The following is a 15095-nucleotide window of genomic DNA, read 5'->3' on the forward strand; positions in this document are numbered from 1 at the left end:
GACTGGCATTATATCTATACTGCCTATGTCACCTATAGCCGCATACGTGGACAAATTGTCTGAGATACCGTTTTTGGCTATGGTTAACTGGTTTATACCTTTTGACGTTTTCTTGGGCTTGCTTGAGTCCTGGGGTATATGTATGGGTCTGTATTACATTTACCGGAAAACAATAGGACAGATAAAACAATAGGGGGTGTTTTTATGTCTGTATATTTTTTTAGTGGCAAACCTGGGTCTGGTAAGAGTCTCCATGCCGCAAAGATGATTGATCAGTGGGTGCGTAAAGGCCGTAATGTGATTGCAAATTTCCCGGTCAATGACAATTTTTGGGCCAAAAAGAGGCGTCAAGATAAATTAGGCAAGGTAATTATGGTTACTAATGAGGAGTTGCTTAAATATGGCATACGTGGCCTTGTGGGGTATGCTTCACAATTTCATAAACGCCAACCAGATGGGCAGATGATTGAGAAACAGACGCTTGTTATTATCGATGAGTGTCAGACTATTTTTAATTCTCGGTCATGGAATACTAAGGGCCGTTCTGACTGGATCAGTATGTTTACTCAGCATCGTAAATTTGGCTTTGAGTTCCTCTTGATTTCGCAAGATAAAGTTTTCGTGGACAAACAGATCCGGGCGGTTTTTGAATGGGACTATGAGCATCGTAATTTAAAAAAGTTTAAGACCTTCGGCTGGCTTCTTTCTTTGGTCCTGGGAGGTAACTTTTTTATTGTGGTAGTAAAAAGTATGTCTGTGGGTAAAAAAGACCATACGGAGTGCTTGGGGGCCTCTAAACGGTATTACAAGCTGTACGATAGTTACCGACTATTTGATACAACGGTCTTGCGGGCTAACTATTGACCTGTGCCGGAGCTTGGGGCAGGGGCCCCAACTAGGCGCATGTCAATAGTTAGCCGCAGGGCGGACACGTGCCGGGCGGCCCTACTTGACTATAGCAACACTTAACACCCTTTTCCGTCCATCACGGACTAACCGGGCTTGATCGGTATGTTAGTGTCTTTCCTGCAGAGACACTCTAAGGGTGTGAAAATCGAATAAAAGGCAAGGTGTATCTATGTATAATGTCAAGGTTAAAGACTATGGAAATGGTCAGGTGCAGACTCGTATATACAGCCATCCTGTGTATACGGGTGATAAAAGCAAGCCGGAGCGACAAGAAATGTCGGAAATGCCTTTTGAACCGGGCGTAATGGTTCCGGTGGTCTTTGAATTTGAGGATGCAGAAAAACAACATGAAAGAAGCGTGAGCGTATCGATGAAAAGAGCGAAACAAAAAATATATGATTTGAGCAGGGCGAATGAATGGGAATATTTCGTGACCTTAACCTTTGATCCCAATAAAGTACATAGATATGATTATACAGATTGCGTAAAAAAATTGAGTAAATGGCTTAACCATATGCGCCCATTATGCGGGCCTGATTTTAAATACTTGGTGGTGCCTGAGTTGCACAAAGATGGGGCCTATCACTTTCACGGGCTTTTTGCTGGGTGTGATGGCATTGAAATTGTAGACAGTGGGCATGTAACCCGATCTGGTGACACAATCTACAATTTTGGTAAGTATAAGCTTGGATGGTCAACTGCAACAAAAGTTGCAGTCAATGAGGCCGTCACAAAGTATATAACAAAGTACTGCACAAAGGAGTTGGTGGAAAATACCAAAAATAAGCGGAGATATTGGGCTTCCAGAAATTTGGATGTTCCTGCGGAAACTACCATAATGATGGACTATCAAGACACGGTGCTGCTACACGAGGAGCTTGTGTCTGATGATATCCAGCATTTCAAGACAACAAATTACTGGATTGGCCCGGCACGCCGGGCGGTCTCATATTATGAGCATTTGGAGGGGGATACAGAATGATAATACCTTTTACACAAGCTTTTAATGACTTTTTATTAAGTAGGCATTTGGCTGGGTTATCAGGCAAAACAGTAAAATGCTATACAGAGTTTATTTTTCCGTTTGTCAAAATGTATGAGAATCGGTATTTGGAGGATTTGACGCGCCAGGACATAGATAAGTATCTTGAGACATTGTATAAGCGTGATCTCTCTCAGGCATCCAGGGCAACGTATATTAGGCATATCAAGATATTTTTGCGGTGGTGCGAGGAGGAGTATGCTGTTGATTTTATGGCTCGTAAAATCCGGGTTCCGAAATCGCCTAAAAAGGTCGTATATGTCTACGATAATGATGAGATATGCCAGATATTTCAGGCGGTGCGATCTGGTGAGGAGTGGTTGATTTTGCGCAATCGTGCGGTAATAGCTCTGATGCTGGATAGCGGCTTAAGACAAAATGAGGTGTGTCAGCTTGACAAGTCAGATGTCCATTACAATCAGGCTTACATACGGGTGCGGGGTAAAGGAGATAAAGAGCGGTATGTGCCATTGGGTAATAATAGCTTGCGATTTATCAAGCTGTATCTAGCAGAGGTGCCGCATGATTGTAATTACTTGTTTGTAGATTGTAATGGTCATCGGATCACCTGCAATGCGATCCGGCAGTTGATCTATAAGATAGGCCGCAACTTGCCTTTTGAGTTTAGCTCTCACAAGCTTAGACATAACTTTGCGACTAACTATTGCTTGGATCAATACCGCCAGCATGGGCAGGTAGATGCATACCGCCTTATGGTCTTAATGGGTCATGAGGACTTACAAACTACAATGCGTTATATACACATGGCAAACCAGCTTATAGCCATGCAGACGCAAATATCGCATTTGGATCAAATAGGGATATCGTGAGGTGATTATATGATACATGATCTATTCTTTGGATATGGTTATCTGGCATTGTGCTTATGTATATTTTATCCGTATTTTAAAGGTAGTAATAAGTCTTTTGCCTGTGTCGTATTTGTGTCGGTTGTTTATGTATTTGTAGCGTATATAGATCATTCGAGGAGATGGGCTAAAAAATCTAAGCAAACTTATGCAAGATGTCGTAATCGCAAGTGTTTGGATGGGTATACATGTTCAGAGTCCGCTTGTGACTTGATGGATAAAATAGAGGGGGTGTTATGATGCAAAAAGAATGTGTAAACTGTAAATATTGGGTGAAATATCGTAATTCTAATCAACATTATTGCAGTGTTGGTTATTGCAAAAAGAAAAGATAAATTTGATATAGCCGCATATTACCTATATACGGGTAACATGCGGCTATTTTTTTGCACAAAAAAACACCGCTCCCGCGGCCCTACATTCCGCAAAAACAGTGTTCAGTGCGCGATCAGGGGTTCGAACCCTGGACACCCTGATTAAGAGTCAGGTGCTCTGCCAGCTGAGCTAATCGCGCATTTGCTATTTATATATTTCGTAACGCAAGAGCTATTATATTATATTGTTTTACAAAATGCAAGTGTTTTTTATAAATTTTTTTATTTTTTTCAAAAATTGGTAATAGTTCAGAGGGGTCTGGTGGGTTACTGGCTGAGAGGGGAAGCTGTTTCCCGTAGGCGGGAGATGGTGCCACTCAGGCGATTTTCTAACAAGCTTTGGGAAATCTCTGGGTTCCAGAACACAGTCACCCGGGCGTTGGCAGCTCTCTAAGCAAACATTTTACGTGCGTTTTTAGCGGCGGGGAAATGACCGTTTACGGAAACTTGGACGCGAAGGCCAATGTCATCAACTTTAGATATTACGCACCTTGACAACTAAATAATGCACAAATAACGAGTGATATTTTTGTTGGTTTTATTTCTGCTTTAGGTATTGACATGGCAGCCAAGATGTGCAATGCATCTTATATAACCATCTATTAGGAGGTGTGCCTATGTTTGATACTTTAAATCAGACCTTTGGATTATTGGACCAGTTACTTGACGACCCTCAGTTCATTAAGGACAACCGGACTTCTGAAAAAGCTTTCTCCAGAAAACGCATTCTGGACTTTAAGACGGTTTTCTATTGTATCTGTTCTTCGCAAAAACGTTCGCTCCATACAGAACTGTCTTCCTTTCTTATGAAAGCTTCCCGCGACATACCTGTATTTTCACCACAGGCCTTTTCGAAAGCCCGTTATAAGATCCATCCAGGGGCTTTTTATGCAGCGTTTCGGCAGTCGGCAAAACGCTTCTGCATAGAAAAAGATCTGATCACCCTGCATGGATACCGCGTTTTTGCTGTTGACGGCACCTCCCTCCTTCTTCCGGATACTCCCCAAAACAGGGATACCTTTGGCTCCTGTGGAAATGCTCAAAAGACTTATGCCTCTGCTTCTGCCTCTATTTTCTATGATGTTTTAAATGATATCGTTATAGATGCAGTGATCGGACGGCGGTTTTCTTCTGAACGAAAGGACTGCTATGACATGATTGAAAAAACAGATGACGCTTCTTTCACCAGTTCCAAAAAATTAATTCTTTTGGACCGCGGATACCCATCCAGGGAAATGTACCTGTTCCTGAAAAACCATGGATATCAATATCTAGTCCGTTTACAGAGCGCCGTCCCCAAGGCAGTGCTGGATATGGAAGGAGACGATAACATCATTATAGACAGCAGGAACCACTCCATTGTAAAAAGAATCCTAAAAATCCATCTCCCCTCCGGGGAAACAGAGTATCTGGCCACCAACCTGTTCGATCCCAGATACACAGTGGAAGACTTCTATCATTTATATCATCTGCGCTGGAGTATTGAGACAAAATACCTAGACATCAAACATAAAACAGAGCTGGAAAAGTTTACCGGATACCGTCCGGATGGGATACGCCAGGATTTTTACGTCTGCCTGCTTTTATTAAACCTTTCTGCAATGCTAAAAAGAGAAGCAGAAAAAAGAAGGACAAAAAAGAAAGCGAGTAAGTGGGTATACCAGATATCCATAACTGCGGTGATAAACCTAATGCGTGAAAATATGGTAGTGCTGTTGTATGGTGCTGTCCCCAGGATACCTATACTGGAAAAGATGTCGGAAGTCCTAAAAAATAAGCGCTCAGCGATTCGTCCCGGACGACATTCTGAGCGCAAGAGACCAAGAACAGTGAAAAGATACATTCTTAATCATAAATAAAACCACACGCTAATATGAATTTTATTTAGGCCTTGTGTATTTTTCGCTTGGTCTCTTTAAGTTTACCTTAAATTATTAGATTTGTCATTCGAAATTTTTTGTACATTATTTAGTTGTCAAGGTACTCTTTAAATTTGGTTAACACTACAACGCCTAAAATAGAGCAAACAAGGAACAAGCATAAAACAAACCTCGTATGAAGGGTTACTTTAGCTGTTCAAAAGAAATTTTAAGTACACGAAAGAATCTCTCCGGAGTATCCCGGAAAGCAACCGCCGTGTTCTGCTATTGGTTTCTTATTTCCAAGCCTGGCGGCATTCGCCTCTTCTTTTTCTTTCGACAAAAGCATTCATAGGAATGCCTGTTCTTTTTCAGACGATAGACAACAATTCCGATCAATTCCTTGTATGTTTCACAAACACAACAGATTCCGTAAGCTATCAGCAGCCTGACCATTGGCCATGTCAGACTGCTCCCTCTTTTTTTATCTCTATCTGCAGCTCCGTAATAAAAAACTGTGCCAGCATTACTAGCAGCATATGCCTTCCCCATGCTCGGTAGGTCCTGCTCTCATAGTCCCCCATTCCCAGATGACTTTTGCATTCTTCGAAGCATTGTTCGATCGGCCAGCGCATCAGACATGCCTTGTCTAATTCTTCCCGGCTGATTCCCCCTGGTGCATTGGATAAGAAATATTTGATGGTCCCGTCTTCATGTTTCCTTATATAAAGCCAGACCTCTTCATCCGGAACTGTCAGCTTTGTCCTGCCTGAATTCCCGCTGTAATGAGTCTGGTACGATACACAGCGGATATTCTTCGTTTCTGCATAGATGGGTCCCTTAGACCCATCTCCCAGATACACTTCCTTCCACGGAATACTCTCATCGTTTGCAATCTCTTCCACATAGATTGGTGGAAATGAAGGATGTATCCGTCGTTTTCCTCCCTGTCCCGCCCGTTTTGACGGTATCATTTCCGGCATGGAGCGGAATATCTTCTCATTTTTCCGTACCGCTGCAAAGTAATATTTGTCAGCTGGAAGGCTTTTCAGAAAACTATGGTCACTTCCAAAAGACGCATCACAGCCGATCCATTTGATTTGGAAGATATCGGCGGAAAATATTTGCGCCAATCGTTCTTGTGCCATCTCATTTTTGGTCTGAAACTTAAGCTCCCCGGGCAGCTTTGCCCGTTTTCTATGCTCTTCATATTCCGAGCCAAACCATTTTTTGGGGATATAAAGCCTGGCATCCAGCAGTGCATGGCCCTGGGAATTGGAATATGCCAAAAATACACCAGCCTGACAATTCTCATTCTTTCCAAGTCTCCCGCAATACTGCCTGGCAACACCCGGTGAATAAGTCCCTTTCTTCACAAAATCACTCTCATCAATACAAAGCATGGACTCTGGAGCAGATAAGCGGTCTGCTACCAATGTTTGATATTTTTTGAGATACTCCTGTTCTGGAAAGGTGGAACGGGCCATAAAATTCTGTAGCCCACGGACGGCTTCCGGCCCTTTTAGGAACAACGCAATCGGCTCTACAGATTTCCTTTCAAGATTACTCAAAAGTCCTTTTATATACAATGCTAATTGAGCCTTATGAGTCCGATTCGTATTGACCGAGTCGAAATCGGATAGATACTGCTCAAGCCTAGCTGCTGTTTCAACCTCTGTCAACTGGTTTCCAAGCACTTCCTTTGCCCAATACGAATCTGTTTCATAATTACTTGTTAACATTTCATCACCCCTCTTTATTTTAACACTTTTACAAGGGCGTGGTATAGTCCTTTACTCTACTTTGGGCGTTGTAGTGTTAAGTTGATGACATTGGACGCGAAGGCTTTCCTGAGCGTCCTTAGTTGCAGTTAACGGTCAGTTCCTGCATTTTGGCTGAAATGGAAGTTCATACAAATTTAATTTCCCTTCCCTTGCATCCTCCCTGCAAAACATCTATAATAATCTTTAATAATAGAAAATTACAGCAAAGAGGTACTTATGGAAGCAAACACGCAGAAATCACCGGATCAGACCGGCTCGGCTCCGGACATAGCCAAACGGGAGGCAGACCCCGGTTCCAGGAAATTTAAAGCAAACAGCAGATACTTTACCATATCGATCTATGCGATCGGCGTCATTTTTGTGGGCGTCATTATCATTAAGCTGTTTTTGTCCTGGAGTGAAACCATACAAACTGCCAAGGAAATCATTAACATCCTGATGCCCTTTATCATAGGAATACTCATCGCCTTTATCTTAAACCCTGTGGTCAGAAAGATCAGTATGCTCCTGGGCAGATTCCTGAAGATGAAGGATAAGACTCCCAGAAAGGTGCTCTCCATAGCCATTGCTTATCTTTTGGTTATCGGTATGATTGCGGTGGTGCTTTTTGGAATTATTCCCCAGATCATCTCCAGTATCACAGATCTGGTCAACTACATTCCCACAGCCGTTAATCAGATTTACCACTTTGTTGACAATCTGGAGGAGCACTTCCCCACCCTGGATATGGAGGTTGTCCGCAACACCATCAACAATGCCATTCCGGATATGATCAATTATGTAAAGGACTTTGCCACCAACATCGTGCCTGCTCTGTATCAGGTTTCCATGTCTATTCTACAGTGGATGCTAAACCTGGCTATTGCGATTATTGTGTCCATCTACATGCTCTCTGACAAAAAGATACTGATCCATTCCATGAAGGCCATTGTATACGCCTTTGTCCCTGTAAAGCGAATCCCCTCTACTGTAGAGGTGCTAAAGGAGGCAAATCACCTGTTCAGCAGCTTCATCGTTGGAAAGGCTATTGACTCCACGATCATCGGGGTACTGTGTTTTCTCTTTATGAGTCTGCTGCAGCTGCCTTACACAGTGCTGATCAGCGTGATAGTGGGGGTTACCAACATGATTCCTTATTTCGGTCCCTTTATCGGAGCAGTACCCGGTGTTCTGATCATGCTTCTGGTCAGTCCCCTGAAGGCTTTGATCTTTGTCATTTTGATTTTAGTGCTCCAGCAGTTTGACGGCCTGATCTTAGGACCCAAGATTCTGGGGGACTCCACCGGGCTGAAGCCCCTATGGATCATCATTGCCATCACCATCGGCGGCAGCGTTGCCGGAGTGCTGGGCATGTTCCTGGGGGTACCCGTGGTGGCGTTCCTGCGCTACCTGCTGAACCGCCTGCTCACCTCCAGGCTAAAAAAGCGGAACATGGAGAACTTAAACAATATTACATTAGAGTGATTTCTCTGTACAACACAGGAAAGGACGTGAAGCTTTTGTCCCAGACTACAAAGCGGGCTCTGGAAGGCAAGAAGACGTATATGTCTACCACTCCGTCAGCCGGGAGCTGGTGGAACGCTATCTCTGCAATGTCACTTGTCAGCTCCTAATATGGCGGAGGAAAAAGCCGCAGGTATGTGCGTGCGGAGGATAAACAGTTCGTCGCTGATTTTTACAAGTTTGCATTTGTGTAACTGTTGCTGGACTGGATTCGGAAGGGTATGAAAGAGAAGCCCGGACACATTGCGGAGAATGTCTGAATTTTATACGATGCCACAGTCCTGTCGAAAGTTTCGGCAGGGCTGTTTTTTGATCATAGGAAAGTCCTCTGAACTTTCCTATGATGCAAAAAAACGCTCCGCTGGGATCGCACAGCGGCGGAAAGGAATTATGTCGCTAAAGCGACCCGCCGCAGGCGGAGAATCCCGCGAGCGGGATTCTTTTTTATCTATGAAAGACTGCCCTGGAAACCATTATGCTAGATTTACAGGCACAGTAAATATCAGGAAAACAGCGAGGAGGTTTCTATATGTATTATTCAGGTGGTAAGTTTGAAGCATTTGCACATCCCCAAAAAACCAGAGGGCGTTGACCACAAATCCGCATATCTGGCGGGCAATCGCCTTGCATCCCTTTCTTCCGCCTGCTTTTTGGTCCGGGACGGTCAGATGAAAGAGGAACATATCCATATTTTAGAGGGGCTAAAGATACCGGGAGGTTCCTGCGATGGAATCAAGGACCCCTCTAAGGGATTCATTATGCGGGTCAGCCGGGGGATGGACAATCATTTTGAATGTCTCTGAGACCTCCGCAGAGCTGCCGGAGAAAAAAGCGCTGAAAAAAATATCCGGAACTGTGATAGAGGAACTGTTGCAAAGATATCACCTGATTTAAAGGTAGAAAAATGGATTATCCTTACCCGATAATCGAATATTGCAAAGTATTTCTTCTTTTTTCTCACACTTCACCCCAGAAATATGCAATTGTGCACAGTTCGTACACGTGCCGTAAAAAGAAAGGAGAATGCTTATGAAAAAGAAGAAACAATGGGTATCCCTGTTCCTGGCTGCGGCCCTGGTGGCCAATGTCATCAACTTAACCAAATTTAAAGAGTACCTTGACAACTAAATAATGTACAAAAAATTTCGAATGACAAATCTAATAATTTAAGGTAAACTTAAAGAGACCAAGCGAAAAATACACAAGGCCTAAATAAAATTCATATTAGCGTGTGGTTTTATTTATGATTAAGAATGTATCTTTTCACTGTTCTTGGTCTCTTGCGCTCAGAATGTCGTCCGGGACGAATCGCTGAGCGCTTATTTTTTAGGACTTCCGACATCTTTTCCAGTATAGGTATCCTGGGGACAGCACCATACAACAGCACTACCATATTTTCACGCATTAGGTTTATCACCGCAGTTATGGATATCTGGTATACCCACTTACTCGCTTTCTTTTTTGTCCTTCTTTTTTCTGCTTCTCTTTTTAGCATTGCAGAAAGGTTTAATAAAAGCAGGCAGACGTAAAAATCCTGGCGTATCCCATCCGGACGGTATCCGGTAAACTTTTCCAGCTCTGTTTTATGTTTGATGTCTAGGTATTTTGTCTCAATACTCCAGCGCAGATGATATAAATGATAGAAGTCTTCCACTGTGTATCTGGGATCGAACAGGTTGGTGGCCAGATACTCTGTTTCCCCGGAGGGGAGATGGATTTTTAGGATTCTTTTTACAATGGAGTGGTTCCTGCTGTCTATAATGATGTTATCGTCTCCTTCCATATCCAGCACTGCCTTGGGGACGGCGCTCTGTAAACGGACTAGATATTGATATCCATGGTTTTTCAGGAACAGGTACATTTCCCTGGATGGGTATCCGCGGTCCAAAAGAATTAATTTTTTGGAACTGGTGAAAGAAGCGTCATCTGTTTTTTCAATCATGTCATAGCAGTCCTTTCGTTCAGAAGAAAACCGCCGTCCGATCACTGCATCTATAACGATATCATTTAAAACATCATAGAAAATAGAGGCAGAAGCAGAGGCATAAGTCTTTTGAGCATTTCCACAGGAGCCAAAGGTATCCCTGTTTTGGGGAGTATCCGGAAGAAGGAGGGAGGTGCCGTCAACAGCAAAAACGCGGTATCCATGCAGGGTGATCAGATCTTTTTCTATGCAGAAGCGTTTTGCCGACTGCCGAAACGCTGCATAAAAAGCCCCTGGATGGATCTTATAACGGGCTTTCGAAAAGGCCTGTGGTGAAAATACAGGTATGTCGCGGGAAGCTTTCATAAGAAAGGAAGACAGTTCTGTATGGAGCGAACGTTTTTGCGAAGAACAGATACAATAGAAAACCGTCTTAAAGTCCAGAATGCGTTTTCTGGAGAAAGCTTTTTCAGAAGTCCGGTTGTCCTTAATGAACTGAGGGTCGTCAAGTAACTGGTCCAATAATCCAAAGGTCTGATTTAAAGTATCAAACATAGGCACACCTCCTAATAGATGGTTATATAAGATGCATTGCACATCTTGGCTGCCATGTCAATACCTAAAGCAGAAATAAAACCAACAAAAATATCACTCGTTATTTGTGCATTATTTAGTTGTCAAGGTGCGTAATATCTAAAGTTGATGACATTGGCCCTGGTGGCCCAGTCTGCACTCCCTGTCTCTGCCGCACAGGCAGGGTATGGCGAGATGTCCATCACACAGGAGGAAGTCCAAAGCCGAGCGGCAGAGGCGGTCAGGACTTGGCTTTCCGAGGAGGAATACGGGACCCAAGGTGTGACCATCGCCGGAAACGAGGCAGAACCGTACAAAGTTTCAGCTGAGGATCTGAACTTATTCGAGGGGTTGGGCAGCGCTACTATGACAGCCACCTTTAAGACCTCGGCCAGCGGAATTCAGGCATTATTTGCAGTAAACGGAAGGTCTGAGCCCAGTTCAACAAATAACTATATCAGCCTTTATGTCAACGGGTCCACGCTGGGCTCTGAGATCCGAAATAATACCGATACTAATTTACACATTTTTAAAGATACCGGTATTGCACTGAATAACGGCAAGTGGCATACCGCTACACTCACCGTGTCCAAAGATCAGTACTACAGACTCTATATTGACGGCGTAAAACTGTTGGAACAAAGTGCCGCTTCCACCAGCTTTGTTGACAACCTGGGATGGGCACTGCACTCGGTCACCTTTGGACGCGCGGACCGGGGCGGCGGCAACAACTACCCGTTCCAGGGAAATTTAAAGAATATCAAGTTTTATAACTCCGCCCTCTCCGAGGCAGATATCCTTGCGGACCATGAAACTACCATAAAGGATAAGTACGATGAAGACACCCTCAAGACAGAAGAATACGGCCTCTTTGATATGGGGGACTACGATGCCTACAATTACCGGATTCCCGCTCTGGCGACCACTACAGAGGGAACTCTGATCGCCGCTGCTGACCGAAGGGCCACACACTGGAACGACTGGGGAAACATTGACACGGTTATCCGCCGCAGCACTGACAATGGAAAGACCTGGGATGATCCCATTACTGTGCTGGACTTAAAGACCCAGCCGTATTTCACAGGCACCCAGTCTGCCTTTGCCATAGATCCATGTGTGGTGGTGGAGGGGACAAAAAGCGCAAATTCCGGGCGTATCTGGATGTTGGTGGATCTCTTCCCGGAAAGCACGGGCTTTGGCTCTGCAAACGCAGGCAGCGGATACGTAGAGAAAGATGGTCAAAAATACCTGGCCCTTTATGACACCGCCAGAGCAGAGTATACTGTGCGTGAAAATGGCGTAGTCTATGACAGTCAAGGTACCCCGACCGACTACGCAGTCAAGCTGGATACAAAAATGCCCCATCACGAGTACGGGGATCTCTATGAAAACGATGAGTACAAAGGAAACATCTTTTTAAAGAGTACTGGTGAGGACAATGACACTGCTCCTCTCACGGTCCTTGTCACCAGCTATCTGTGTCTGACCTACAGCGATGATGACGGAACCACCTGGAGCCAGCCCCGGATTTTGAATGGTGAGGTGAAAGAAGAATGGATGAAATTTATCGGCACCGGTCCCGGCGTAGGCATTCAGCTTACAAAGGGCAGCCACGCAGGCCGTCTCATCTTCCCCATCTATTACACAAACGGGAACGGCAAACAGTCCTCCGCAAACATCTACAGTGACGACAATGGCCTCACCTGGCATCGCGGCAAATCCCCCAATGACGGCAGGATAAATGACAGCGGACAGGTCTCCGATTCCCAGGAGATGAACGGTCTCTCCGAGCTGACTGAGAGTCAGATTGTGGAGCTAAACAATGGCCATCTTGTACAGTTCATGAGAAATACCGGTGGCAGCTCAGGAAAGGTTGCTGTTTCTGTCAGTGCGGACGGCGGGGAAACCTGGGGCGATGTCACCTACACAGAGGCGCCGGAGGTCTACTGCCAGCTCTCTGTCATCCATTGCCCGGATCTGATCAATGGAAGTGAGTATGTCCTGATGTCCAACCCGGACGGTCCCAGCAGAAGCAACGGAGCTCTCCGCCTGGGCAAGGTCAACGCGGATGACACCATCACCTGGGAGAAGTCAAAGATGTTCCGCTCCGGCAATTACGCCTACTCCTGCCTGGCGGCCATGAGTGACGGAAACTACGGCTTGATGTACGAACACTCCAATGCCATCAAGTTCACCTCCTTTAACCTGAATTTTCTGGATGAGGATATTACCCTGAACAATCCTGTAATCACCAGCATAAGCTGTGAGGTTGAAAAACGCAATCCGGACAGGGCCTCCATCCAGCCGGGAGACACCATGAACATCACCGCAGTTTTGGATCAGCCCGTCTTTACCACCGGTTCCCCCTCACTGCGCATCAACTTAAACGGCAGCTACCGCCATGCCTCCTATGTTTCCGGAGGAAATGGAGACAGTACAATGCTCTTCTCCTACACCATTCCCAAGGGAGATCAGGGCAGCACTTCCTTCCTAGGTCCCAAGATCGTGTGCGATGAGAACAGTTCTGTCAAAAACAAACACGGTTACTCCGTAAGCTCCGGTGACCTGAATGTAGACCTGGGCTATATCGGTTATGATCCCACTTCCGAGCTGGGTGAGGTTCCGTTAGATAAAATTACAGCCACAGCCGGGTCGGAACACTCCGGTCAGGGCGCTATGAATGTACTGGATGGAAATGAAGAGACTCTTTGGCATACGGAGTGGAGCAGCGGCTATAACCGAAAGGATCACTGGCTGCTTTTAGATTTGGGTGATGTCTACACCGTAAAGGGCTTCCGCTATCAGCCCCGGCAGTCAGGCGGCATCAACGGTATTATCACCCAATACCGAATCGAAGTGAGTACGGACAATGTAACCTATACTCCCGCCGGGGAAGGCTCCTGGGCACAGGATAACGCCTGGAAGCTGGCATCCTTTACGCCAGTGAGAGCACGGTATGTCCGTCTCGTCTCCACAGCATCCGCAAGCGGGGAAGCTGCTAATGAGTACACCTCCGCTGCCGAGGTCCGTGTGCTTGCAACGGAGTTTGAGGAGGACAAAGAGTCCCCGGATGCACCGGACAACCTTGAGGTGTCCAAGATCACCTCAGGCAGCGCAAAGATCAGCTGGGAGGCCGCCATCGACAATGTGGGCGTAACCGGGTATTCCATCGCTTACGGTATCGCAGGTCAGGAAAAGCAGAGCATAAGCTTACCTTCTGAACTTTTAAGTACCGTACTGGCTGACCTGCAGCCAGAGAGCCACTATGAGATCGAGGTGACTGCATACGATGCGGCCGGGAATGTATCTCTTCCTGCCAAAGCTTCTTTCACCACCTTAAAAGCAGAGGAGCCCAAAGACACCGAAGTTCCCTCCGCCCCTAAAAACCTTCAGGCGTATGATATTACAACAGACAGCGCTGTTATCAGCTGGGACGCTTCCACAGACAATGTGGGCGTAACCGGATATACAGTAACTTATCGCATTGCTGGTCAGGCGAAGCAGACTATCAGCCTTGACGGGGCTGCTCTCAGTGCCACCCTTACAGCCCTCAAGCCGGAGACCACATATGAGGTGGAAGTTACCGCAGAGGATGCCGCCGGCAATGTATCCTCTGCCGCTTCCCTGACCTTTTCCACCAAAAAACCAGCGCCGGTAGATCCGAACCCAGGTGAAGACCCCAAACCCGGTGGAAATCCCAAGCCCGGTGAAGATCCCAAGCCCAATGTAGAGCTAAAGGCTGTGAAACTAAATGTCTCTAAAATTACACTGGGAGCTAAGGAAAAGCTTACCTTAAAAGCTACCGCCTCACCCTCTTCTGCTGAGCTTGGGAAACTAACCTTCAAGAGCAGTAACCAAAAAGTGGCAAAGGTAACTGCAAAGGGAGTGGTAACGGCAGGCAAAAAAGGGAAAGCAACGATCACCGTAACTGCAGCAAATGGTAAAAAAGCCACCTGCAAGGTTACTGTCAAGAATGCACCAAAAAAGATAACACTGACCGCAAAGAAAAAGACTCTCAGGGTAAAGAAAACCCTTCAGCTAAAGGCAAAGCTGAACAGAGGAAGCGCTGGGAAAATCACCTTCAAGTCCAGCAACCGCAAGGTGGCAACGGTTGACTCCAAGGGCAAGGTGACTGCAAAGAAAAAGGGTAAGGTAACGATCACTGCCACTACCTACAATAAGAAAAAAGCGAAAATTACTATAAAAATTAAATAGCTGGCAAAAAACGGCCAGACTGTGCACATTCCCCGCACAGCCT

At 45.5% G+C, this 15095-nt stretch carries 8 protein-coding genes, 1 tRNA gene and 1 pseudogene; 7 read left to right on the top strand and 3 right to left on the bottom strand.

What is annotated here, in order from left to right:
- The first annotated feature begins 204 nt into the window (after positions 1–204).
- From AC0THY_RS02110 to AC0THY_RS02120, 3 genes are all read left to right on the top strand, one after another.
- Positions 205–864 carry a zonular occludens toxin domain-containing protein gene (locus AC0THY_RS02110; RefSeq protein WP_489992822.1) on the top strand — a complete coding sequence of 220 codons (660 nt, stop codon included), beginning with the start codon at positions 205–207 and terminating at the stop codon, positions 862–864.
- Between the two features lie 214 nt (positions 865–1078).
- On the top strand, positions 1079–1891 hold the full coding sequence (locus tag AC0THY_RS02115; protein WP_489992823.1) for a rolling circle replication-associated protein: 813 nt from the start codon (positions 1079–1081) through the stop codon (positions 1889–1891).
- Entirely contained in the window at positions 1888–2781 is an 894-nt protein-coding gene (locus tag AC0THY_RS02120; RefSeq protein WP_489992824.1) for a tyrosine-type recombinase/integrase, read from the top strand. Before AC0THY_RS02115 ends, AC0THY_RS02120 begins: the two co-directional genes overlap by 4 nt.
- Before the next feature lie 480 nt (positions 2782–3261).
- Here the strand turns inward: AC0THY_RS02120 and AC0THY_RS02125 are convergent.
- A tRNA-Lys gene (locus AC0THY_RS02125) sits at positions 3262–3334 on the bottom strand.
- Positions 3335–3811: 477 nt separating this feature from the next.
- On the opposite strand from AC0THY_RS02125, the gene AC0THY_RS02130 reads away from it, so the two are divergent.
- The gene (locus AC0THY_RS02130) at positions 3812–5053 is read left to right on the top strand and encodes an IS4 family transposase (RefSeq protein WP_489992825.1); all 1242 of its coding nucleotides are present in this window, start codon (positions 3812–3814) and stop codon (positions 5051–5053) included.
- Between the two features lie 464 nt (positions 5054–5517).
- Here AC0THY_RS02130 and AC0THY_RS02135 read toward each other — a convergent pair whose 3' ends face one another.
- Positions 5518–6795, bottom strand: a complete 1278-nt coding sequence (locus AC0THY_RS02135) for an IS701 family transposase (RefSeq protein ID WP_489992826.1) — start codon at positions 6793–6795, stop codon at positions 5518–5520.
- Between the two features lie 258 nt (positions 6796–7053).
- Here AC0THY_RS02135 and AC0THY_RS02140 point away from each other — a divergent pair, with 258 nt between their 5' ends.
- Positions 7054–8301 (top strand): AI-2E family transporter, encoded by a 1248-nt coding sequence (locus tag AC0THY_RS02140; RefSeq protein WP_489992827.1) that lies wholly within the window; start codon positions 7054–7056, stop codon positions 8299–8301.
- A gap of 568 nt (positions 8302–8869) precedes the next feature.
- A pseudogene (locus AC0THY_RS02145) lies at positions 8870–9140 on the top strand (oleate hydratase); the annotation flags it as partial.
- A 437-nt stretch (positions 9141–9577) separates the two neighbouring features.
- On the opposite strand, the gene AC0THY_RS02150 reads toward AC0THY_RS02145, so the two are convergent.
- The gene (locus tag AC0THY_RS02150) at positions 9578–10819 is read right to left on the bottom strand and encodes an IS4 family transposase (RefSeq protein ID WP_489992825.1); all 1242 of its coding nucleotides are present in this window, start codon (positions 10817–10819) and stop codon (positions 9578–9580) included.
- Between the two features lie 147 nt (positions 10820–10966).
- Between AC0THY_RS02150 and AC0THY_RS02155 the strand changes: the two genes are divergently transcribed.
- On the top strand, positions 10967–15052 hold the full coding sequence (locus AC0THY_RS02155; protein WP_489994134.1) for a fibronectin type III domain-containing protein: 4086 nt from the start codon (positions 10967–10969) through the stop codon (positions 15050–15052).
- Positions 15053–15095 lie beyond the last annotated feature (43 nt).

This window comes from Ruminococcus sp. 8Y-12 (assembly GCF_058119865.1).